The sequence below is a fragment of the Rhizobium sp. UGM030330-04 genome (genome assembly GCF_003208455.1).
Lineage (GTDB): Bacteria > Pseudomonadota > Alphaproteobacteria > Rhizobiales > Rhizobiaceae > Agrobacterium > Agrobacterium rhizogenes_A.
Genome location: NZ_QKML01000006.1, coordinates 173,793 through 195,262, shown reverse-complemented (window position 1 = coordinate 195,262; position 21,470 = coordinate 173,793). Strand labels below are relative to the sequence as shown.

The 21,470-nt window shown below is 60.1% G+C and carries 20 protein-coding genes; 9 read left to right on the top strand and 11 right to left on the bottom strand.

The genetic code is table 11. From position 1 onward, the window contains the following. Window positions 1–360: 360 nt before the first annotated feature. The 5 genes from N434_RS11495 to N434_RS11475 form a co-directional block, all read right to left on the bottom strand. Window positions 361–1,950 (bottom strand): ABC transporter substrate-binding protein, encoded by a 1,590-nt coding sequence (locus N434_RS11495; protein WP_110757830.1) that lies wholly within the window; start codon window positions 1,948–1,950, stop codon window positions 361–363. 34 nt (window positions 1,951–1,984) lie between these two features. Then, window positions 1,985–3,184 carry a M20 aminoacylase family protein gene (locus N434_RS11490; protein WP_110757828.1) on the bottom strand — a complete coding sequence of 400 codons (1,200 nt, stop codon included), beginning with the start codon at window positions 3,182–3,184 and terminating at the stop codon, window positions 1,985–1,987. A gap of 91 nt (window positions 3,185–3,275) precedes the next feature. Further along, a complete protein-coding gene (locus N434_RS11485; protein WP_110757826.1) occupies window positions 3,276–4,460 on the bottom strand; it encodes an LLM class flavin-dependent oxidoreductase in 1,185 nt (394 codons plus the stop codon). After that, on the bottom strand, window positions 4,451–5,347 hold the full coding sequence (locus N434_RS11480; RefSeq protein ID WP_110758011.1) for an NmrA family NAD(P)-binding protein: 897 nt from the start codon (window positions 5,345–5,347) through the stop codon (window positions 4,451–4,453). The genes N434_RS11485 and N434_RS11480 overlap by 10 nt, the downstream gene beginning before the upstream one ends. Window positions 5,348–5,354: 7 nt before the next feature. Beyond that, complete coding sequence (locus N434_RS11475; protein ID WP_110757824.1) at window positions 5,355–6,422, bottom strand: ABC transporter substrate-binding protein; 1,068 nt, start codon at window positions 6,420–6,422, stop codon at window positions 5,355–5,357. Window positions 6,423–6,776: 354 nt separating this feature from the next. Here N434_RS11475 and N434_RS11470 point away from each other — a divergent pair, with 354 nt between their 5' ends. Next, window positions 6,777–8,084 (top strand): NtaA/DmoA family FMN-dependent monooxygenase, encoded by a 1,308-nt coding sequence (locus tag N434_RS11470; protein WP_110757822.1) that lies wholly within the window; start codon window positions 6,777–6,779, stop codon window positions 8,082–8,084. A 79-nt stretch (window positions 8,085–8,163) separates the two neighbouring features. Here the strand turns inward: N434_RS11470 and N434_RS11465 are convergent, their stop codons facing one another. Then, on the bottom strand, window positions 8,164–9,192 hold the full coding sequence (locus N434_RS11465) for an LLM class flavin-dependent oxidoreductase (protein ID WP_110758009.1): 1,029 nt from the start codon (window positions 9,190–9,192) through the stop codon (window positions 8,164–8,166). A 423-nt stretch (window positions 9,193–9,615) separates the two neighbouring features. On the opposite strand from N434_RS11465, the gene N434_RS11460 reads away from it, so the two are divergent. The 3 genes from N434_RS11460 (at window position 9,616) to N434_RS11450 (ending at window position 13,078) form a co-directional block, all read left to right on the top strand. Then, window positions 9,616–10,764: a mandelate racemase family protein gene (locus N434_RS11460; protein WP_035221218.1), complete on the top strand. Its 1,149-nt coding sequence runs from the start codon at window positions 9,616–9,618 to the stop codon at window positions 10,762–10,764. Window positions 10,765–10,769: 5 nt separating this feature from the next. Continuing rightward, the gene (locus N434_RS11455) at window positions 10,770–11,399 is read left to right on the top strand and encodes an SGNH/GDSL hydrolase family protein (protein ID WP_110757820.1); all 630 of its coding nucleotides are present in this window, start codon (window positions 10,770–10,772) and stop codon (window positions 11,397–11,399) included. Between the two features lie 80 nt (window positions 11,400–11,479). Then, window positions 11,480–13,078, top strand: a complete 1,599-nt coding sequence (locus tag N434_RS11450) for an ABC transporter substrate-binding protein (RefSeq protein ID WP_110757818.1) — start codon at window positions 11,480–11,482, stop codon at window positions 13,076–13,078. A 380-nt stretch (window positions 13,079–13,458) separates the two neighbouring features. Here the strand turns inward: N434_RS11450 and N434_RS11445 are convergent, their stop codons facing one another. The 4 genes from N434_RS11445 to N434_RS11430 are packed head-to-tail and all read right to left on the bottom strand — an operon-like array spanning window position 13,459 to window position 16,967. Beyond that, entirely contained in the window at window positions 13,459–14,217 is a 759-nt protein-coding gene (locus N434_RS11445; protein WP_110757816.1) for an ABC transporter ATP-binding protein, read from the bottom strand. Next, on the bottom strand, window positions 14,217–15,053 hold the full coding sequence (locus N434_RS11440) for an ABC transporter ATP-binding protein (RefSeq protein WP_065118098.1): 837 nt from the start codon (window positions 15,051–15,053) through the stop codon (window positions 14,217–14,219). Before N434_RS11440 ends, N434_RS11445 begins: the two co-directional genes overlap by 1 nt. Window positions 15,054–15,057: 4 nt before the next feature. After that, window positions 15,058–15,945 (bottom strand): ABC transporter permease, encoded by an 888-nt coding sequence (locus tag N434_RS11435; RefSeq protein ID WP_065118097.1) that lies wholly within the window; start codon window positions 15,943–15,945, stop codon window positions 15,058–15,060. Further along, entirely contained in the window at window positions 15,945–16,967 is a 1,023-nt protein-coding gene (locus tag N434_RS11430) for an ABC transporter permease (protein WP_006315059.1), read from the bottom strand. The genes N434_RS11435 and N434_RS11430 overlap by 1 nt, the downstream gene beginning before the upstream one ends. Before the next feature lie 305 nt (window positions 16,968–17,272). Here N434_RS11430 and N434_RS11425 point away from each other — a divergent pair, with 305 nt between their 5' ends. Continuing rightward, window positions 17,273–17,908 carry a LysE family translocator gene (locus N434_RS11425; RefSeq protein WP_110757814.1) on the top strand — a complete coding sequence of 212 codons (636 nt, stop codon included), beginning with the start codon at window positions 17,273–17,275 and terminating at the stop codon, window positions 17,906–17,908. A 27-nt stretch (window positions 17,909–17,935) separates the two neighbouring features. On the opposite strand, the gene N434_RS11420 is transcribed toward N434_RS11425, so the two are convergent. Beyond that, window positions 17,936–18,667 carry a FadR/GntR family transcriptional regulator gene (locus N434_RS11420; RefSeq protein WP_065118095.1) on the bottom strand — a complete coding sequence of 244 codons (732 nt, stop codon included), beginning with the start codon at window positions 18,665–18,667 and terminating at the stop codon, window positions 17,936–17,938. Window positions 18,668–18,920: 253 nt separating this feature from the next. Between N434_RS11420 and blh the strand changes: the two genes are divergently transcribed. The 4 genes from blh to N434_RS11400 are packed head-to-tail and all read left to right on the top strand — an operon-like array spanning window position 18,921 to window position 21,401. Next, the gene (gene blh / locus N434_RS11415; RefSeq protein ID WP_110758008.1) at window positions 18,921–20,216 is read left to right on the top strand and encodes a bifunctional sulfur transferase/dioxygenase Blh; all 1,296 of its coding nucleotides are present in this window, start codon (window positions 18,921–18,923) and stop codon (window positions 20,214–20,216) included. Next, window positions 20,210–20,563, top strand: coding sequence for a sulfite-sensing transcriptional repressor BigR (gene bigR / locus N434_RS11410; RefSeq protein ID WP_110757813.1), 354 nt, complete (start codon window positions 20,210–20,212; stop codon window positions 20,561–20,563). Before blh ends, bigR begins: the two co-directional genes overlap by 7 nt. Beyond that, window positions 20,560–20,967 carry a YeeE/YedE family protein gene (locus tag N434_RS11405; protein ID WP_110757811.1) on the top strand — a complete coding sequence of 136 codons (408 nt, stop codon included), beginning with the start codon at window positions 20,560–20,562 and terminating at the stop codon, window positions 20,965–20,967. The genes bigR and N434_RS11405 overlap by 4 nt, the downstream gene beginning before the upstream one ends. Then, window positions 20,964–21,401 carry a YeeE/YedE family protein gene (locus tag N434_RS11400; protein WP_110757810.1) on the top strand — a complete coding sequence of 146 codons (438 nt, stop codon included), beginning with the start codon at window positions 20,964–20,966 and terminating at the stop codon, window positions 21,399–21,401. The genes N434_RS11405 and N434_RS11400 overlap by 4 nt, the downstream gene beginning before the upstream one ends. Window positions 21,402–21,470 lie beyond the last annotated feature (69 nt).

The window sequence follows — 21,470 nt, the reverse complement described above, 5'->3', positions numbered from 1 at the left end:
GAATTGCTTTGCGCTAAATTATTGATGAAATTGATTTTTTTGAAATTTCAAATGCCGGCATCGCTGTTCCTGCCGGCCCGTTCCAAAAGCAATGTTTTTCCCGAAAATACCGTTATCACGCGACAGCGAAAAAAGGCCGGACAGCAATTTTCAGCAATAAAAAACCCGACAGAATTGCCGGATTAGAGTTGATGAGGAAGATCGTAGACCGCTCTACCGTCATGCCGGGCTTGATCCGGCATCCAGCCACGGCGCGTCTGCGCCGTGAGAAGAGTCTCTCGCGATCAAGGACTTGATCACGCTGGACCCCGGATCAAGTCCGGGGTGACGGAGTGGGGATGAACTCACATTTCAAAACGCTTACTCACTTTTCCAGGCCGTCGACAAATCCCCATAGGCAATGTCAATGGTCGTGACGAGCGACTTCAGACTGGTGTTGCGCAGAATGACGGTCGGCAAAGCGACGATGGAGAAATTCGGCAGGTCGTCGCCGGTGATTTTCTGGATGTCGTGGAATTGCGCCGCCCGTTTTGTTTCATCCACCTCGATGGCGGCCGCACGGAAAAGATCATCCACCTTGGGGTTATTATAGTGAGCGGCATTGACGTAAGGCGCCGGGTTCTTGATGCCATCGGACCAGTAGAGACGCTGCACGCCCGCCGTCGGATCGAACAGCCGGCTGATGCCGTTCACCGTCAGGTCAAAACCGCGCTCGGTGTAAACGCGCTTGATGAAGGTGGCGAGATCGCCTTCGACGATGTCTACCTTCACGCCGAGTTTGCCGAAGGAAGAGCGCAGATATTCTGCTGTTTTGCGGAAGACGTCGGATGGCAGGAAGGCAAGCCGCAATGAGAAGCGGGTGCCATCAGCACCTCTCGGGTAACCAGCCTTGTCCAGCAATTCGTTCGCTTTGGCGAGATCGAAGGGATAGCTGAAAGGCTTTTCATCATTATAGGCGGTGAAGACGGCCGGGATGTTTGAACCAGCAGGTTTGGCCGTTCCGAAGAAGATGGCGTCGTTGATGAAATCGCGGTCGATGGCATGGGCCAGCGCGTGCCGGACTTCCTTTTGGGCGAGGATCGGGTTTTCCAGATTGAACTCGAAGATGGCGGCATTGTTGAGATAGGAGTCTGTATAGACCTCCACCGCAAGCTTCGGATTTTGCCGCAGACGCTCCAGATCGCTGTAGGAAACGTCAGCGGTGTAATCCGCCTCCCCCGTTTCCACGGAGATGGTGGTGGAGGCCGCATCCGCAACGAAGCGCGCCACGAAACCATCGAGATAAGGCAGATCGGCCTGCCAGTAATGCGGGTTCTTCTTCAGCTTCACATAGCTGCCGCGTTTCCATTCCTCGAACACGAAGGGGCCGGTGCCGATCGGCGCATTGCCGTTCGGGCTTTCATTGTAGTTTTCCGAAGCATAGGCATGGGCCGGCAGTATGGGTGTTTCGCCGCCCGTCAGTGCCCGCAGAAGGTAGGGTGCGGGTTTGGAAAGCACCACCACCGCCGTCAGCGGATCGGGCGTTTCGATATCGGCAATATTGGCAAAGGTGATGCGTCCGCGCGGACCGACCTTCTTGAAGGCGAGCAGCGAAAATTTAACATCCTGTGCGGTGAAATCCTTGCCGTCATGCCATTTTACGCCCTTGCGCAGTTTGAACGTGTGACGCAGCCCGTCTGCCGATGTTTCCCAGCTTTCCGCCAGAACCGGATGCGGTTTGAACTCGCTGTCGAACCGCACCAGCCCTTCAAGGATTTTCGTGGAAATGGCGCGGGTGCGCGTATTGGAATCGGAAAGCGGCACCAGCGTCGTCGGCTCGCCGAGCCCCGCAAGAGTAACGATCCCGCCCTTTTTCGGCGTTTCCGCCGCCAGCGCGGGCAAGGACGGCAACAGCATGGCCCCGGCAAGGGCGGCACTCAGAAGCAATGTCTTACGTCTCGTAATATCCATGGATGTTTCCCTTTGTGAAATTGTTTTCAAATGTTCAGGCGGCCTTCAGCCGGGTCTCGACCAGACGGGCAAACAGGGTGGCGCCAACCGGCAGGATGGCGTCGTCAACGATGAAACCGGGATTGTGGGCAGGCACGGTGCCGGAATGGCCAAGGGTGAAAAATGCGCCGGGCGCGTGTTTCAGGAGATCGGCGAAATCCTCGCTGCCCATGAAGCGGCCCGGCTCGGTGGAAACGCGCTCGTCTCCCAGAACCTCGCGGGCCACGCCGGCAACGATCTCCACGGACGCATCGTCATTGGTGAGAACCGAGAATATGTCGCGAATATCCACCTCGGCGGTCAGGCCATGGGCGGCGGCAAGGTGATCGGAAATCGTGCGGATGCGCTCCCGGATGGTTTCGCGCACGCCGTCAGAGAAGGCCCGCACCGTTCCGGCAATCGAGGCCGTTTCGGGAATGACATTATAGGCCGACCCCGCCTCGATGCGCGTGATCGACAGCACGGCGGGATCGGTCGGCGACACGTTGCGGCTGACGATGGTTTGCAGTGCTTGGATCAGTTCACCCGTCGCCGGCACCGGGTCGCGCGAGACATCGGGATGGGCGGCGTGGGCACCCCTGCCCTTTAGCCGGATATCGAAGAAATCCGCTCCTGCCAGAATGGTGCCGGGCGAAACCTTGAGATGATTGGGCGCGGCATGGGTGGAATTGTGCAGCCCGTAAATCTCGTCGACAGGGAAATCCTTGAACAGCCCATCGGCAATCATGGCGCGCGCGCCGCCAAGACCTTCCTCGGCCGGCTGGAAAATGAACACCACCGTGCCGGCGAAATCGCGGGTTTCCGCCAGATAACGGGCGGTGCCGAGTAGGATGGTAGTGTGCACATCATGCCCGCAACCGTGGAACTTGCCGGGATAGACCGACGCATAGGGCAACCCGGTTTCCTCCGGCATCGGCAAGGCGTCCATATCGGCCCTGAGCCCGATGGAGCGATTGCCCGCATGGCGGCCGCGCAACACACCGACCACGCCTGTCTTGCCATAACCGCGATGCACCTCGATGCCCCAGGAGGCGAGCTTTTCAGCCACGATGCCTGACGTGCGTACCTCCTCGAAGCCGATTTCCGGATGCTGGTGCAGATCGTGGCGGATGGAGACGAGTTCGGGAACATAGGTCCCGATCCGGTCCAGAATTTTCGGTGCTGATGTTTTGATGGGATCGACGGCGATATTCACGGTATCTCCTCAGGGCAAAAAATATCGTTTTCGCAATCGGCCGATTGCGAAGAGTTAGCTTCGGAACTGGAAAATCAGGGCTGGAAAGACGTCAGAGCCTCAGGCCAGCCTCCTTCATCAAGGGCAGAATGCGTTCGGCGAAATAGTCGAGGTCTTCACGGAAATCGTAGAAATTCAGCTGAACCCCATCAATGCCGGCCCTTTTTAAACCGACAAGCTGCTCGACCACCTGTTCCGGCGAACCGATGATTTCAATATTGCCGCCAAGATTACGCCCCTGCTTGTGGCGCGCATCGCCGCGGCCGCGCCAGGCATGAGCGTCGCTGTCGTAATTATTGGTGGCGAAGGCGCGGGTGCCGGCCTGCGGTTTTCCAGCCTCGATGGCATCGGCATAGGCAATCGCCTCCTTTTCCGTATCGCGGCTGACGATGATCGGATTGATGAGCGTCTTCACCTGCCGGCCATAGGCTCTGGCGCGGTTCTTGATGGTCGCGACATGATCGGGCAGCGTTTCCAGCGCGCTGTCTATATGCGCTCCGCCGGGTGAGGTGACGAAAACCAGATCGGAATGGCGGGCGGCAAAATCGATACCGGCAGGCGAACCCGTCGCCGTCACCAGTGGCGGGCGGCCGAAGGCCGGTTTCGGCGTGATCCAGCCATTGTTGATTGCCCACGGGTTTAGTTTGCCTTCATAGGAGAAGTTCTCGGTTTCGCCCCATAGCCGGTGAAGCACATCGAACAATTCACCGGCCATATCGTAACGCCTGTCATGGTCGATCCGCTGCCAGCCGAACATTTCGTGCTCGATGGCACGGTGACCAGTGACGATATTGATGCCCCAGCGCCCCTTGGCGATATGATCCAGCGTCGCGCCATATTTGGCGAGATGCAGCGGATGCAGGGGGCCATAAAGCACATGGATGGTGGAGATCAGCAGAATGCTCTTCGTCACCGCCGCCATGGCACCGAGCGCGATGAAGCTGTCGAGTGAGGATTCGCCGTCATATCCGCCCTTGGGCAGCCATTGGGTGCGGCTGAAGGCGATTTCGAAACCAAGTTCCTCCGCACGCTTCACCAGCTCGACATTGTAATCGAAGGTCCAGCTGTTGCTGGTCGGCAGGCTGGAGAAATTGATATCCTGCAGATTGAGGAACAGGCCGAGCATCAACGGCTGCTTCACCGCTCGGCTCAGCGGGCTGCCTGCGAAATCGGCGGGACTTTTCAGTTCAAGACCTTTCAGATCCGAACCATCAGGCAAGGGTACAGTCAGCGCCATGTCTTTTCTTCCTCGGAATGATCGCCCTGCGGGGCGGCTGCGGCCAGCCGGGCGCGCAGGTAGCTCTCCACGCCGCGGGGCTGACGACCGGTAATATGGTCGATGGTATCGGTGACGGATGCCGCGAGACCGTCGCCGATGAGCTGTCCGAATTCGCTGATCGCTTTCTGTTCGAAGGCACCGATATGCGGCGGGAAGACGGAGGCAACATTGTGCGAAACGCCAACAGGCCGATGCAGGATACGGGCCGCGATGCGGGCAATTTCCAGCGCTGTTAGGGCTTCGCCGCCGGTCAGCACCAGCGGACCGGCTAGCGGCGCGCTCGCAGTCAGCGCATGAACCGCCACATCGGCGATATCGTCGGCATCGATGAAGGAGACCGCCGCATGACCGAAACGGGCGGGCACATCCTCGCCATTACGCAGCGCAGCGACAACGGGCTCCAGCGCCACCTGCATCCAGGCATTCGGTCGCAGCACCGTATGCGCTATGCCGGTCCTGGCGAGATACGCTTCCACCTCAGCATGGGCCGCACCCGAGATGGAGCGGGCGGCATTTTCAATGGTCCAATCGGAACCGGATATTTTCACGATCCGCGACGCACCGGCGGCAAGGGAAGCATCTATGACCGCCTTCTGGTCTGCCGCTAGCGTCTCTCCAATGGGGGAAAGCAGGAAGACCCTGTCTGTTCCCCGCGCGGCTTCTTTCAGACTGGCCGGATCGGAAAAATTTCCTTCCGCAATATCGACCCTGTCACCCCACAGTTTCAGCGCATCCTCGCGCCTGCGGGTCAGCACGCGAACTCTCGCCTGTTTTTGCAAAAGACGGCTGACGACACGCTGGCCGAGCTTGCCGGTTGCACCCGTTACAAGAATGGTGGCTGCCATGACACCCTCACTTTCCCGCATCGCGCTGCACGGCATCGTGGAGTGAAGAAAGGGCCCTTGGATCGGCCCACTCCCGCACATCGAAATCGTCAGGAATGAATTTCCATTCCAGCAGGAAATCCTTGAAATGGCTGAGCGCATCGAGTTCGGCCGGATCGAGATCGAGCCTCAGATTGCGGTGTACATCCCCGCCATTCGCGGCCAGAACCGCCTCCTCGCTGACACCGATTTCACGCGCGATGAAACGCACGGCTTCCGCCGGATTGTCGTTCGCCCAATCGGCAACCCGCTGAACGGTGGCCATCAGTTCCGCCACAAGATCGGGCCGCTCGTCTGCAAAGGTCGCGTCCACCGTCAAAGGGCGAGGCGTGCCATTGTTGATGCGGATTTTCGGATCGGGGTGAAACCCTGTCGATACCACGACCTGCGCTCCGATGAGATTGGCGACGGTGACACCTTCCGCACCCTTGACGAAAAATGCATCGATCTGGCCGCGGTGCAGTGCTGCGATTTCCTCGCCATAGGGAAGCCGCCGGCGCAGGCCATGGAACCGCTCATCCGTTGGACCAAGCAGCACCGGCTCCCGGGCGGTCAAATCCACCAGTTCGACATCCGCAACGGAAAGGCCGGAGACGGTGAGCGCCGACACGATGCCCTTGAGCGATGTCGCCCGCTGGAAATCGATGGTTTCATTCGGCCGTTTCGGCAGGCCGATGCGCCGCCCCTTCAAATCGCCGCCCTTGCTTATTCCGCTTGCGGGCAAGGCGATGACAGCCTGAAATTCATCAGTTCGCGTCAACCCCACCAGCCGGGTTTTTCGGCCACCCGCCTTCGCCCAGATCGGCGGAATATTGCCGCCCTGACGGAATGACCAGTCCAGACGATGATCGAAATGGCTCTGGCGAATGGCGGGATCGGCCGCATCGCGAATGGAGGAAACGGAGATGCCATGGGCGGCGAAACGCTCCTCAATCCAGCCGAGTTGTACCGCGATGGAAAGCGGCGTGGGCGCCGGGCAGCGTGTATACCACAGGGTCACGGGTTGGGTTATCTGGCGAAGGGCGGCATCAGCCATGGCGTTCGTCCTCGAAATTGCGATCAGGCAATACGCTACACACCAGAAAATATTTTCTATAGATAAAGTGTACTATTTGAGATGCGATTGAGGAAATTCATTTCCATTCTCCGACAATGCCAACGAGATGACGGAATATCCTTTCGGCAATAGCCGACTCCTGGGTCGGATAGCTGCCCGCGCACCAAATCGCCTCTCCCGATTTGACCGGGCATCAGGTTGGCGACGAATGAAAGTTTTTCTTTCCGGAACGGCAAGGATTTTTAACTCGCGACCGAAATCGCGGCTGTTACGCTTTCGGACAATTGCACCCGCCACAGGCTGGAAATCCCACACAGACGGAAAAATAAAAGCATGAGCAACACCAAACGCCGGCTCAATCTCAATGTCGGCATTAATACAACGGGATATCTTCCCAATGCCTGGAAATACAGAAGCGGAGACCGGCACGATATCAACGATATCGGCTATTACCGGCGACTGACGGAACTGGCCCATAAGGGCCGGTTCGACGCCGTTTTTTTGTCCGACCACCCGGCGCTGCTGACCGATCCGGCCAGTCGCCCGTTTCACACCATCGATCCGCTCATCCTCTCAACATCACTCGCCGCGCAGGTGCCGGATATCGGCTTTGTGGCGACGATATCCTCCACCTATAATTCGCCCTATAATTTTGCGCGACGGACGCAGTCTATCGACGTCGTCACCGGCGGGCGGCTGATCGTCAATATCGTCTCCTCCTTCAATCCCAATGTCGCGGCCAATTTCGGCAACGATCCGCTGCCACCACGCAGCGAGAGATATGCCAAGGCCACCGAATTCCTCGATGTCGCGAAAAAGCTCTGGTCGAGCTGGGACCCGCGCCGTGAGGGCGAAATACCGGAAGACCGTTTCTGGGATGCGGCGACGGCCGAGACCATCGATCATGAGGGGCAATATTTCCAGGTGAAAGGCCCGCTCAACGTTCCACGCGGTCCGCAGGGGCATCCTGTCATCGCGCAGGCCGGCGCCTCCGAAGGTGGCATCGATCTGGCGGCACGCCACGGCGAGATCATCTATTGCAACATCCTGTCACGCCCGGCAGGTCAGGCCTTCGGCAAAAAGGTCCGCGACCGCGCCGTCTCCTTCGGCCGCGATCCCGCCGGCATCCGCATCGTTCCCGGCCTTGTCGTCATTCTCGGCGAGACCCGCGCGGAAGCGCTGCGAAAGCATGAACTCTTCAGCGGAACCGGCTCGGAAGACGGCCTTCTGGCGCGTTTCGCAAAAGAAAACGGCATCGATCCCCGCGATTTCGACCCCGATGCGAAGCTCGATGCCGAGCGCTTCATCCCGGATCAGAACCGGCAATGGGCGGTGGGCATGGGGCTTGGCCTTTCCGACCTGCTGACCCATGAAAAACTCACCGCCCGCGAAGCCGTGCGCCGCTCGGAAGGACACCACCGGCTGCTGCTTGGCACGCCGGAAGAGGTGGCGGACGGGATCATCGATCTCTGGCAGGATGGCACGGTGGACGGCTACACCCTGCAGCCGCCGCGGGCGCCAGACGATATTGCCGAATTCGTTGAAAAGGTCGTGCCGGTGCTTCAGAATCGGGGTGTTTACCCGCGCGAATATGAGGGTACAACGATCCGCGACCGCTATGGCCTGCCTTATTCAGATTGAATAGCAGCGGTCGCACTGTCGCAAATGTCGATCTCCCGCCGTTTCCCGCTTGAAGCGGGAACGACGGGAACGGGACATATTATTGCCCCGTCGCCACTTTCAAAACGGGCCGCCCGCCGGAAAGCTGCGGCAGGACGGAGGCGAAATCCGTGACGATCTGGCGGTAGTCTTCCGGCTGGAACTCATAGGGCAATTCCAGACGGAATTCCGAGACTTGTGGCAGCACGGGATCACGCGACAGCGTCTCCAGAATCTCCTCAGTCGTGCCAACGATGTCCGGCAGGAAAAGCGTGCGGCGCGCGCCATGCGGTGCATGCGTGCGCTTATCGCGCTCGGCGGCGAATTCCTGATAACGGCGGCGGGTCGCGGGGCTGGCGCTATCCGTCGGCAGAATCACGCGGCCAAGCGCGACACGCGGCTGGCGCTCATGCGCCCATTCCTGCCGGAAGCGGCTGACCAGCGCCGCCTGCGCGGTCAGAAAATCATCGGTATTTTCGCCGCTGACGATATTGCCAGTCAGAAGATTGAAGCCTGCCTTGCCGGCCCAGCGGGCGGAATTCTGCGATCCCCCGCCATACCATAACCGGTCCGTCAGCCCCTCGGCGACGGGCCGAAGGCGCGGCACCTGCTGACCGGCCGCATTGCCCGCCTCCGTCTCGCTGGACAACGGCTCCGATCGCAACGCTCTCGCGAGCTTCTCCGCACGGGCGTGGCTGTAATCTGCATCGGGAGCCTGATCGACATAATCCGAAATAAGGTGGGCGAAGGGCGGTGCGCCCACGGAAACCCCGACATTCAGCCGCCCACGCGAGAGCACATCCACCGTGGCGAGATCTTCAGCCAGCCTGAACGGATTTTCGTAACCAAGCTGAATGACGGCGGTGCCTAGCCCGATCCTCTTCGTGCGCTGCGATGCCGCCGCAAGAAAAGTGGCCGCCGAGGAAACGCCCCTTTCCAGATGGCGCTGTCGAACCCAGGCGCTGTGATAACCCAGCGCCTCGCCGGCTTCGAAAAGCTGCAACGTTTCTTCCAGGCCCTGAAAGGGATCATCATCCCGGTAATTACCGGGGACAAGGAAGGCGAAATGGGAAATATGCGAAACGGGCATGGTGTGCATCCGGAAATGACGGTTGACGACAGACGAGGCTCAGGCGGCGCGGTTACGGCTATCCGTTCTGCGCCACACATAGTTCCCGAAGAATGCACGATGACGGCCGCAGCTGGCACGGCATGTTCTTTTATAGTCCCGGCGATTGTTGAAAGATCGTTGCGCGATTTAATAGTCTACTAAAATTATGGATTTTTTCGTCGATCCGCCACTGCCTGCTCTCCTTTCCTTTTCCGCACGGGCAGCCACTACTCCACTCCAGCTCCCGTCAGGCCCACAAGCCATATCCCTCTTTCCGGCAAATGATCTTGATTTTACCTACAAACATGTAATACAGATTATCATACATGTTGACAAATAATGCATACATGTATGACATTGCGGCAATCACAAACGCCGAGACACCTGCATGAGGGAGGAATTATGATCATCACCGACGTCGAGGTCCGTGTTTTCCGCACGACGACCCGTCGGCACTCGGACAGTGCGGGTCATGCACATCCGGGGCCGGCGCATCAGGTGGAACAGGCCATGCTGACCATCCGCACCGAAGATGGGCAGGAAGGCCACTCCTTCACCGCGCCGGAGATCGTTCGCCCGCATGTCATCGAAAAATTCGTCAAGAAAGTCCTGATCGGCGAGGACCATCGCGACCGGGAACGGCTGTGGCAGGACCTTGCCCACTGGCAGCGCGGCTCGGCCGCGCAGCTGACCGACCGCACGCTGGCGGTGGTGGACTGCGCGCTGTGGGACCTTGCCGGCCGCTCGCTCAACCAACCTGTATACAAGTTGATCGGCGGTTATCGCGACAAGGTGCTGGCCTATGGCTCCATCATGTGCGGTGACGAGCTGGAAGGCGGGCTGGCGACGCCGGAAGATTACGGTCGTTTTGCCGAAACGCTGGTGAAGCGCGGTTACAAGGGCATCAAGCTGCACACCTGGATGCCGCCGGTCAGCTGGGCGCCGGATGTGAAGATGGACCTCAAGGCCTGCGCCGCCGTTCGCGAGGCGGTTGGCCCCGATATTCGCCTGATGATCGACGCCTTCCACTGGTACTCCCGCACCGATGCGCTGGCGCTGGGTCGTGGCCTTGAAAAACTCGGTTTCGATTGGATCGAGGAGCCGATGGATGAACAGTCGCTGTCTTCCTATAAATGGCTTTCCGACAATCTCGATATTCCGGTCGTCGGCCCGGAAAGTGCGGCCGGCAAGCATTGGCACCGCGCCGAATGGATCAAGGCCGGCGCCTGCGATATTCTGCGCACCGGCGTTAACGATGTCGGTGGCATTACTCCGGCGCTGAAGACCATGCATCTGGCCGAAGCCTTTGGCATGGAATGCGAGGTGCATGGCAACACGGCCATGAACCTGCACGTTGTTGCCGCCACCAAGAATTGCCGCTGGTATGAGCGCGGCCTGTTGCACCCCTTCCTCGAATATGATGACGGCCACGATTATCTGAAATCGCTGTCCGACCCGATGGATCGCGACGGCTTCGTGCATGTCCCTGACCGGCCGGGCCTTGGCGAGGACATCGATTTCACCTTCATCGACAACAACCGGGTGAGGTAACGGCGATGAAAACGGTGCTCGCCTTCGGAGACAGCCTCACCTGGGGCGCGGACCCGGCAACGGGTCTGCGGCACGCGGCCGAACACCGCTGGCCGGAGGTTCTGGAGGCCGAGTTTGCCGGAAAGGTGAAAGTTCACCCGGAAGGGCTTGGCGGGCGCACCACCTGCTACGACGACCATGCCGGTCCGGCCTGCCGCAATGGCGCGCGGGCGCTTGAAGTCGCGCTGTCCTGCCACATGCCACTTGATCTCGTTATCATCATGCTGGGCACGAACGATATCAAGCCGGTGCATGGCGGGCGGGCGGAAGCCGCAGTTTCCGGCATGCGGCGGCTGGCCCAGATTGTCGAAACCTTTATCTACAAGCCGCGCGAGGCCGTACCGAAACTGCTGATCGTCGCACCGCCGCCCTGCGTCGCAGGCCCCGGCGGAGAACCAGCGGGTGGGCGGGACATCGGCCAATCGCTCAGGCTTGCGCCGCTTTACCGCAAACTCGCTGCCGAACTCGGTCATGCCTTCTTTGATGCCGGATCGGTTGCCAGCGCTTCACCGGTGGATGGCGTGCATCTGGACGCGCCGGCAACGGAGGCAATCGGCCGGGCGCTCGCAGCACCGGTCAGAGAGATTCTTGGCTGATCTGCGACGCCCGAGGAGGAACCGGGCGCGCCGATCAAAACGTGGAAAGGCCGTATGAACCGGCCGTATTGGGAGGAAAAATGAAACATTTTCTTGCAACCGCAGCGCTTGGCGCATTGCTGATCGGCGCGATGCCGCTCAGTGTTTTCGCTGAAACGCCGAAAGACCAGCTCATCGTCGCCACAACCATGAGCAACATCCTCACCCTCGATCCCGCCGCCATCACCGGCCGCGAGACCGTGCAGGTCCTAAACAACGTCTATGACACGCTGGTCGTGCTTTCGCCTGAGGATCGCAGCGTTCAGCCTCGCCTCGCGGAACGTTGGGAAATTGCCGAAGACCGCAAATCGATCCGCTTCCACCTGCGCGGCGATGCCAAATTCGCCTCCGGCAATGCCGTGACGGCAAAGGACGTGGCGTGGAGCCTGAAACGCCTGCTCGCCCGCAACCTGGCGCAATCCTCCTTCCTGAAAACCCGTGGTTTCAAGCTGGAGGAAGCCGACAAGCTGTTCGTCGCCGAAAACGACCAGACCTTCGTGCTGAATATTCCGAAGCCCGACGACCCCAACCTTCTCCTGATGATCCTTGCGCAGAACGGTCCCGGCTCGATCATCGACAGCAAGACCGCGCTTGAGAACGAGAAGGACAGCGATCTGGGCGGCGCGTGGCTGACGCTGAATTCCGCCGGCTCCGGCCCCTTCAAGCTGACGCAATGGAAGTCCAACGAATATATCATCCTCACCCGCAACGACGATTATTGGGGTGAGAAGGCCAAGATGAAGCGCATCCTGATGCGTCATCTGCCGGAATCGCAGTCGCAGCGCCTGATGCTGGAAAAAGGCGATATCGACGTTGCCTATTCCCTGCAGGCCCCCGATCTGAAATCGCTTGAGGCCGACAAGGCCGTCACCATCGAATCCACACCCGGCTCCGGTTTTTATTACCTCAGCGTTTCGATGAAAGATGAGAAATTCGCCAACAAGAAGGTGCGCGAGGCCCTGCGTTACCTGATCGATTACGACGGTCTCGACAAGGCGGTCATGCCCTATTACGGCAAGCTGCATCAGCGTTCTCTCAGCACCGGCGTCATGGGCGCGCTGCCGGATCAGGGCTACAAGCTCGATATCGAAAAAGCCAAGGCGCTTCTGGCTGAGGCCGGTTATCCCAACGGTTTCAAAACGACGCTGCGCGTACTTTCGGAAGATCCCTTCATGAAGGCGGCGACGGCGATCCAGAACACGCTGGCGCAGGCCGGCATTCAGGCCGAACTGATCAGCGGCTCCGGCGACCAGATCTATGGCGCCATGCGCGAGCGGAATTTCGAACTGCTGCTCGGGCGCGGTGGCGGTGGCCAGCAGCCGCATCCGGACAACAACCTGCGCTCCATCGCCTATAACCCCAACAATGCCGATGACGCCAAGCTCACCAATTACCAGAGCTGGCGCACCAGCTTCTTCGATGAGAAGCTGAACAAGATGATCGAGGAAGCGCTGGTCGAGCGTGACGTGGCGAAACAGACGAAGCTTTATGAGGATCTGCAGGGCTATATGGACGAGATCGTCATGTCCATTCAGCCCTTCTCCGAGGTCATCGACACCGCCGCCTTCCGCAGCGATATCAAGGGCATGATCGTCAGTCCCTGGCTTTCGCGGTTTGAAGAGGTGAGCAAGGAGCGGTAATCGTCCGACACAGCGGTTAATCAGGAAAAGGCGCGGCTAACACCCGCGCCTTTTTGTTTGCGGCAAGACCGCGAGGAACTGCTCCGACGGGCAAACATATCGCTTCCGTCATTCCGGCCTTGAGCCGGAATCCAGCCGACGTGCGTCTGCACGGCGGAAAGAGTCCTTTCAGCCCAAAGACTTGGGCTGGCTGGATGCCGGATCAAGTCCGGCATGACGGAGGAGAGGCTCTGTTTATCAGCAGCCCAAGACCCGATCACCACCGGTCTTTTCTATTTTCGGCCACCCCAAAAAAAATGCCCGGCAGGGAGGCCGGGCAAGGAAGGAGGATGTTGTTATCCGTGACGCCCCGGAGGAGGACGGTCACGTTTTGGGAGCCGTCACGCGCCTTCATATTCCAGTGAGGCGCCGATCAGTTCGCGGGCATAGGGATGCGTCGCGCCATTGCCGGCGATGGCCTCGCGCGGCAGGATTTCGGTGATTTCGCCGCGCAGCATCACGGCGAAACGGTCGCACATGTGATCGACCACAGCGAGATCATGCGTCACCATGATATAGGTGAAGCCGCGCTCTTCCCGCAGCCGCTGCAAAAGGTTGAGGATTTCCGCCTGCACCGAGACATCGAGCGCCGAGGTCGGCTCATCGAGCAGCAGCAGCGACGGTTCGAGGATCAGCGCTCTCGCAATCGCCACACGCTGTCGCTGGCCGCCGGAAAGCTGATGCGGGAAACGGTCGAGAAAGGAGACGGGCAGGCCGACATCGGTGATGACCTTGCGCATGCGCTCTTCACGGTCGCCGAGCTTGTGAATCGCGAGCGATTCCGAAAGCACGGTGCGCACCGACTGGCGGGGATGCAGCGACCCGTAGGGGTCCTGAAACACCATTTGCAGCATCCGGCACCGCTCGATCAGCGGCATGTCACGTACCGACCTGCCGTCGATGAGGATGTCGCCGGTCCAGAAATCGTTGAGCATGGAAACGCAACGAAGCACGGTGGATTTGCCCGAACCGCTTTCGCCGACCAGCCCGAAACATTCGCCAGGCTCCACCTTGAAGGAGACGGAGGGCAGCACTTTCAGTGCCGTATGGCCGCTGCCGAAGGTGATGGAAAGATCGCGGGTTTCAACGGAAACGGCCATTATACGTTCTCCTCCAGCCATTCGGGACGGCGATCCAGCACCGCAAGCGGCGCGCGCGAGCCACCGATGCGTGGCTGTGCCGCCAGAAGGCCGCGCGTATAGGGATGCTGCGCCTGATCGAGATCACGGGCGGCCAGCGTTTCCACCACCCGGCCGGCATACATGATGAGAACCCGGTCACAGAAATTGCGCACGAGGTTGAGGTCGTGACTGATCATGATGAGGCCGATGCCACGATCACGCACCAGACCGTCGAGAATATTCAGCACCTGCAACCGCACCGTCACATCAAGCGCTGAGGTCGGTTCGTCGGCAATGACAAGATCGGGATCGGCGAGCAGCATCATGGCGATCATGACGCGCTGGCCCATGCCACCCGAGATTTCATGCGGATATTGCTCATAGACGCGCGCAGCATCGCGGATCTTCACCGCATCCAGCATGGCGAGCGCCTTTTCCCGAGCCTCCGATTTCGACGCCTTGAAGTGGCGCAGATAGGTCTCCGTCACCTGATCGCCGACCCGGCGGATGGGGTTGAGGGAAAATTTCGGGTCCTGAAGGATCATCGACATGCGCCGGCCGCGAACCTTCAGCATCTCCTTCTCATCGAGGGAGAGAAGATCGAGGCCATCGAAATCCAGCCTGTCGGCGGTGATCGTCGCCGAAGGCAAAAGGCGCAACAGCGCGCGGCCGACGGTGGATTTTCCCGAACCGCTTTCGCCGACAATGCCGAGCCGTTCCCGGCCAAGGGTAAAGGAGATGCCGCGCACCGCTTCAGTGGGCGAGCCGCCATAGCGGATGCGAAGATTTTCGACGTCAAGGATTGGTTTTTCCATGGTCTTATCTCCGGTTCATCTGCTTCGGATCGAGCGCATCCCGCAGGCCATCGCCTAAAAGATTGAAGGCGAGGCTGACGGAGAGGATCGCGATGCCGGGGAAGGTGACGAGCCACCAGCTATCCAGCATGTAGCGCCGTCCCGTGGCGATCATCGCCCCCCATTCCGGCAGCGGCGGCTGCGCACCGAGACCGAGGAAACCGAGGCCGGCGGCGGTGAGAATGACGGTCGCCATGTTCAGCGTCAGGCGGATGAGGACCGAGGGCAGACACATGGGCATGATCGACTTGACGATGATGCGCAGTGGCGAGGCGCCCTGAAGCCGTGCGGCGGCAATGTAATCCGCTTTCCGAAACGTCATAGCTTCGGCGCGGGCAAGACGCGCAATCGGTGGCCACGAGGTGAGCGCAATGGCGATGATCGCATTGTTGAGGCTCGGCCCAAGCGCCGCCACGAAAGCGAGCGACAGGATGAGGCTCGGGAACGACAGGAAGATATCGGTGATGCGCATCATCACCGTATCGAACTTGCCACCGAGATAACCGGAAGCCGTGCCGACAAGAAGGCCGACGGGACCGACGATGATCGAGACCAGCGAGATGATGGTGAGCGTGATGCGCGCGCCCCAGAGAAGGCGGCTGTAGATATCGCGGCCCAGCTCATCCGTGCCGAAGACATGGCCGTTGCCGGGCGCCTGCAGCGTATTGGCGAGATCCTGCGCGTAGGGGTCGTGCGTCGCAAGCCAGGGCGCGAAAATCGCGGCGATGACGAGGAGCAGCAGGACAGCCAGGCCGAAGGCCGAAGTCGGGCTTTTCAGCAGGAAGACGATGATGTTCTTCAGCGCGTTCAAGGGCACCGGAAGGCGGAAGGAGGTTTCTGCGCGAGCCGTCATCAGCGGGTCCTCGGATCGAAAAAGCGGTAGAGAATGTCGGACAGGAGATTGAGCCCGATGAAGATGACGCCGACGATCAAAACGCAGGTCATCACGGCATTCATGTCGCCGATGATAAGATTGCTGGTGAGATATTGCCCGAAACCCGGCCAGGCGAAGACAGTCTCGATCAGCACCGCGCCTTCGAGCAACGAGCCATAGGCAAGAGCGATGATGGTGACGAGCTGCACGCGGATATTGCCAAAGGCATGCAGCCACACCGTCTGCCGCTGCGACAGGCCCTTGACGCGCGCGGTCGTCACATATTCCTGTCCCAGCTGATCCAGCATGAAGCTGCGCGTCATGCGGGTGATGTAGGCCGAGGAGGAATAACCGAGCAAAGCGGCGGGAAGGATGAGGTGGTTGATGGCCGACCAGAAGACCTCCATGTCTCCGGCCAGCAGGCTGTCGATGAGCAGGAAGCCCGTCCGCTCCTCAACCAGACCGATATAGAACTGATCCATGCGGCCACCGCCGCCGACAAGGCCGAGATGGGCGTAAAAAACGATCAGCGCGATCATGCCGGTCCAGAAGATCGGCATGGAATGGCCGAACAGGCTCAGCACCCGCACCAGATGATCCTGCCAGCGGTCCTTGTTGACGGCGGCATAAACGCCCATGGGAATGCCGAGGCCGGCACCGATCAGGATCGCAAAGGTCGCAAGTTCCATCGTCGCCGGCATGACCCGGATGATATCCTCGATGACCGGGCGGCCGGTGCGGATCGAGGTCCCGAAATCGCCGGTGAACACATCGCCGAGATAATAGATGAACTGCTGCCAGAGCGGTCGGTCGAAGCCGAGCGCATGATAGACCTGTTCATAGGTTTCGCGGGTCGCATCCTCGCCGACGATCGCCCGCACGGGATCGGCGGGCATCAGGCGGCCGATAAAAAAGGTCAGCAGCAGCAACCCAAGCAGCGTAACGGCAATACTTCCGATCTGGCCGGACAGGCCATAAAGCGAAAGGCGTCTTTTTGACATGATTCCTCCCTTGCCAGAGATCGACTGCGCAAGTGATGAAGGCACAATCCTGTCTGACAACTATTCGCAAGTTGTCACAGGTGTTGAAAGCTGTCAAGCGCGAGCCGGCAAAATCGATGGAGCCGACGGCTCCCGAAACGGCGCACGGGCGGAAACTTCAACCACGGGCTCAGGCTTTTTTCGTTTGCCGGAAAATAAATCGCCCACGTTGCCGCAACCGCAAAAGCCTGTATTCTCCGCTTCGAAAAGATGCGAGGTCTGAAGCCGTTGCCGGTAACATCTCAGGCCTCCGGGGGGAGAGCGAAATGGCGGACATGACACTTCTGGCATTTGCCGCCGTCGCTTTTATCGGCATAGCGACGCCCGGCCCTACCGTCTTGCTGGCACTCGCAAACGGTTCGAGGTTCGGCGTCAGGCGCGCGCTCACCGGCATGGCCGGCGCTGTTCTCTCCGATTTCGTTTTGATCGGCGCTGTCGCATTGGGGCTGGGAGCCTTGCTCGCCGCCTCGGAATTCTGGTTCGGCATCGTCAAATGGGCGGGCGCCTGTTATCTTGCCTTTCTCGGCGTCATGCTTTTGCGCTCCGGAGGCACGCTCGACAGCGCGATGCAGCCGGCAGACACGGGTGAAGCCACATCCGCAAGCTCGATTTTCCTCAAGAGCTTTCTCGTGGCGGCAACCAATCCCAAGGGATATCTGTTCTTTTCTGCTTTCCTGCCGCAATTCATCGACGCCCTCGCGCCGCAGGTGCCGCAATATACGGCGCTTGCGCTGGTCTTTGCCGGGATCGATTTCATCGTGATGTTCGCATACGCCCTGCTCGGCGCACAGGCCGTCAGGATGTTGCGCCAATCCGGAGCCCTGTGGCTTGACCGGATATGCGGTGGCGCGCTTCTGGTGCTGGCCGCCTCTCTTGCCCTTTATCGGCGGGCCAGCGCATAAATCATTGGGGCAAAATCCCTTTCCGTCTTATTCAGCCGCCGTGCGGGAGCGCAGGAGCACCTTATAGCGCTCAAGGCTGCCCCGCAGATGCGCCGCCATATGTTGGCGCGCGGCATCCGCATCGCCTTCTATGATGGCATCGACGATCCTGGCGTGCTCCTCCTGCAGATGAAGGTTATAGTCCTTCGGACGCGATCCGGGCGCAGCGCCCTGCAATTCGCCGCGGGGAATGATGCCGGAGCGGATCAGTTGAAGGAACTCGGGAAAACGCCTGTTCTGCGTCGCCTGCGCGATCGCCAGATGAAACTCGAAATCGGCATCCCGCGTCGGCAATCCGGCGGCGAGACAGTCCCCGACCCGCCGATGCGCGTCAACGATCGCCTCCACCTGCACGGCGGAACGGCGCGATGCCGCAAGCCCGGCGGATTCGACCTCGAAGACGGTCCGCAGTTCCAGCAATTCGATTACCGAGGAAATCCGCCCGACAGCCAGATCGTTGAAAGGCACTTCCTTGGCCGGCTTCACCTCCACGGCGAAGACCCCCGCACCCTTGCGGGCTTCAACAAGGCCGTCGGCGCGCAGAATGGCGATGGCCTCGCGCACCACGGTTCGGCTGACGGAATATTCTCGCGTCAGCTCGCTTTCGCTCGGAAGACGGTCGCCGGGCCGGAACACACCCTCCGACAGATCCCGCCGCAGGGCCGAACTGATTTTCGCCGCGAGCGATACCCCCTGCTTCGTGCTGCTCTCAACGTCCATTCCAGCCCACCTGTTTCAAACTTGTCTGGCATGTTAGCAAACACCCGCCACATTGCAAGGCCCGGGCGTATTCGCGACCGGTTATCATGCCTCCTGCTGGCAGCAACCGTAGCAGCAAATATCATTCGGCCAATCAGCATCTAACGCCAGCCGACACGGCGCAGACATTCCGAAAAGAAATCTTTCGCCCTTGCAGCCAAACAATATACATTATATTATAACGTATATTAATTGAGAAAAACAGGAGATGCCGATGAATGCCGTCAAGATCGATGGGCGCCTGACCGTGGCCGGCCAGCCGGAGATCGCCGATTTTTCCTCGCTCTCCGCTCAAGGGTATAAAAGCATCATCAACGCCCGGCCGGACGGGGAAGACCACGACCAACCCGGCAACATGCGGGAAAAAAGCGCCGCCGGCACGGCTGGTCTGGCATATAGCTTCATTCCGGTTACCGGCCCGACCATGACCGAAGCCGATATTCGCGCCTTCCAGCAGGCGATGGTGGAGGCGGACGGTCCCGTCTTCGCCCATTGCAAGGGCGGCACCCGTGCACTCACGCTCTATGTGCTGGGGGAAGCGCTGGACGGGCGCATCGGGCAGGATCAAATCGAGGCTTTTGGCACCACACATGGTTTCGACCTGTCCGGCGCCGTTCGCTGGCTGCAGCGACGAGCGGCGGCATTGCCGCAGGTCAAGGCCTTCTTCGACCCGCGCACATGGAGCGTGCAATATGTCGTTTCCGACCCCGCGACCGGGCGTTGCGCCATCATCGACCCGGTCTATGATTTCGATGAGAAGTCCGGCGCGACGGACACGATGAATGCCGATGCCATTCTGGCCTATGTCGAAAGTCAGGGCCTGTCGGTCGAATGGATTCTCGATACGCACCCACATGCCGATCATTTTTCCGCAGCCCATTATCTGAAGCAGAAAACCGGCGCCCAGACCGCTATCGGCGCAAAAGTGACGGGCGTACAGAAACTCTGGCAGGAGAAATACAACTGGCCTGAACTGGAAACCGACGGGTCCCAGTGGGACCGGCTGCTCGAAGCAGGTGACCGGTTCACCATTGGCTCGCTCGATGTCCGCGTGCTGTTTTCCCCCGGCCACACACTGGCCTCCGTCACCTATGTGGTGGGCGACGCAGCCTTTGTGCACGATACGCTTTTCATGCCGGATTCCGGCACCGCGCGCGCCGATTTTCCGGGCGGCAGCGCCAGAGAACTCTGGGCGTCGATTCAAGCTATCCTCGCCCTTCCCGATGAAACGCGGCTTTTCACCGGTCATGACTACCAGCCCGGCGGCCGCGCCCCGAAATGGGAAAGCACGGTCGGCGAACAGAAACGTAGCAACCCGCATCTGGCCGACATGACGGAAGAGGGATTCATCCGCTTGCGCGAAGCGCGGGACCGTGGCCTGCCGATGCCCAAGCTCATTCTGCACGCCCTGCAGGTCAATATTCGTGGCGGCCGCCTGCCGGAACCGGAGGCAAACGGTAAGCGCTATCTTAAATTCCCGCTCGATGGGCTGGAGGGCAGCACATGGTGAAGCACGACCTGGGAGAACAGGCCCTGCGGATGAGCGAGATTCCCCTGCCCGCCATGGAAGAACGTGCTGTCGAAGTTGCTCTGCTTTTGAAGACGCTTGCCCATCCCGCCCGGCTGATGCTTGCCTGCACGCTGGCACAGGAGGAATTTTCCGTCGGCGAGCTGGAAACGAAGCTCGATATTCACCAGCCCACGCTTTCCCAGCAGCTCGGCGTGCTGCGGGAAGCCGGTGTGGTCGAAACCCGGCGCGAAGCCAAGCAGATATTCTACCGGATGGGCGAGACGAAAGCGGCCCAGCTTATCGAGGCCCTCTACGCCATATTCTGTGCACCGGAGGAAACCCCGTGAGCCCTTATTGGCCCCCGCTTTTCGGCGGCATGATGCTGGGTCTTGCAAGCATTCTGCTGTTTCTGTTCAACGGCCGCATCGCTGGCATCAGCGGCATCATGGGCAGGGTTCTCGGCAGGGAGAGGCGTCTCGCCGATCTCGCATTTGTCGCCGGTCTACTGGCCGGGCCCTATCTTTACGCCGCCGCCTTCGGCGGGCTTCCCATAGTAACCATAATCGCACCGTGGCCGCTGATCATCATTGCCGGCCTGCTGGTGGGTTTCGGCACACGCATGGGCTCCGGCTGCACCTCCGGCCACGGTATCATGGGGCTGGCGCGGTTTTCCCGGCGTTCCATCGCAGCAACCGCGACATTCCTGATCACCGGCATTTGCGCCGCGACGATAACGGGGGCCCTGTCATGAAAAACTTCGCCGTGGCGCGCGTTGCGCTGGCATTGGTTGCAGGAGCGCTGTTCGGTTTTGGCCTGTCGCTCTCCGGCATGGTCAATCCGGCCCGCGTTTCAGCTTTTCTCGATGTGGCGAGCGATGATTGGGACCCGAGCCTGATGTTCGTTCTCGGCGGCGCGGTCATGGTTGCCGTGCCGGGTGTGCTGCTGCGCCATTTGCTTGCCAGACCGATCCTCGCCGAAAATTTCAGCCTTCCCGCCAAAACCCGTGTCGACCGGCCACTTATCCTCGGATCGGCGATTTTCGGGCTGGGCTGGGGGCTTGCCGGTTTCTGCCCCGGCCCGGCACTATCGGCGTTCGCCCTCGGGCTCACCCCGGTCATCCTCTTCGTCTGCGCCATGATCGCCGGCATGCTGGTGCATGACCGTCTCTACGCAAGAGAGTCCTAGGCTTTCACCAACGCTTATTCGGCGACGAAAGAAAACAGTCGCGCAGGCGCAAAACGCCCGCGCGACTGT

Coding starts and splice junctions, on each gene's coding strand:
- N434_RS11495 (WP_110757830.1), bottom strand. CDS start 1,950: ATGGATATTACGAGACGTAAGACATTGCTTCTGAGTGCCGCCCTTGCC.
- N434_RS11485 (WP_110757826.1), bottom strand. CDS start 4,460: ATGGCGCTGACTGTACCCTTGCCTGATGGTTCGGATCTGAAAGGTCTT.
- N434_RS11480 (WP_110758011.1), bottom strand. CDS start 5,347: ATGGCAGCCACCATTCTTGTAACGGGTGCAACCGGCAAGCTCGGCCAG.
- N434_RS11475 (WP_110757824.1), bottom strand. CDS start 6,422: ATGGCTGATGCCGCCCTTCGCCAGATAACCCAACCCGTGACCCTGTGG.
- N434_RS11470 (WP_110757822.1), top strand. CDS start 6,777: ATGAGCAACACCAAACGCCGGCTCAATCTCAATGTCGGCATTAATACA.
- N434_RS11465 (WP_110758009.1), bottom strand. CDS start 9,192: ATGCCCGTTTCGCATATTTCCCATTTCGCCTTCCTTGTCCCCGGTAAT.
- N434_RS11460 (WP_035221218.1), top strand. CDS start 9,616: ATGATCATCACCGACGTCGAGGTCCGTGTTTTCCGCACGACGACCCGT.
- N434_RS11455 (WP_110757820.1), top strand. CDS start 10,770: ATGAAAACGGTGCTCGCCTTCGGAGACAGCCTCACCTGGGGCGCGGAC.
- N434_RS11450 (WP_110757818.1), top strand. CDS start 11,480: ATGAAACATTTTCTTGCAACCGCAGCGCTTGGCGCATTGCTGATCGGC.
- N434_RS11445 (WP_110757816.1), bottom strand. CDS start 14,217: ATGGCCGTTTCCGTTGAAACCCGCGATCTTTCCATCACCTTCGGCAGC.
- N434_RS11440 (WP_065118098.1), bottom strand. CDS start 15,053: ATGGAAAAACCAATCCTTGACGTCGAAAATCTTCGCATCCGCTATGGC.
- N434_RS11435 (WP_065118097.1), bottom strand. CDS start 15,945: ATGACGGCTCGCGCAGAAACCTCCTTCCGCCTTCCGGTGCCCTTGAAC.
- N434_RS11430 (WP_006315059.1), bottom strand. CDS start 16,967: ATGTCAAAAAGACGCCTTTCGCTTTATGGCCTGTCCGGCCAGATCGGA.
- N434_RS11425 (WP_110757814.1), top strand. CDS start 17,273: ATGGCGGACATGACACTTCTGGCATTTGCCGCCGTCGCTTTTATCGGC.
- N434_RS11420 (WP_065118095.1), bottom strand. CDS start 18,667: ATGGACGTTGAGAGCAGCACGAAGCAGGGGGTATCGCTCGCGGCGAAA.
- blh (WP_110758008.1), top strand. CDS start 18,921: ATGAATGCCGTCAAGATCGATGGGCGCCTGACCGTGGCCGGCCAGCCG.
- bigR (WP_110757813.1), top strand. CDS start 20,210: ATGGTGAAGCACGACCTGGGAGAACAGGCCCTGCGGATGAGCGAGATT.
- N434_RS11400 (WP_110757810.1), top strand. CDS start 20,964: ATGAAAAACTTCGCCGTGGCGCGCGTTGCGCTGGCATTGGTTGCAGGA.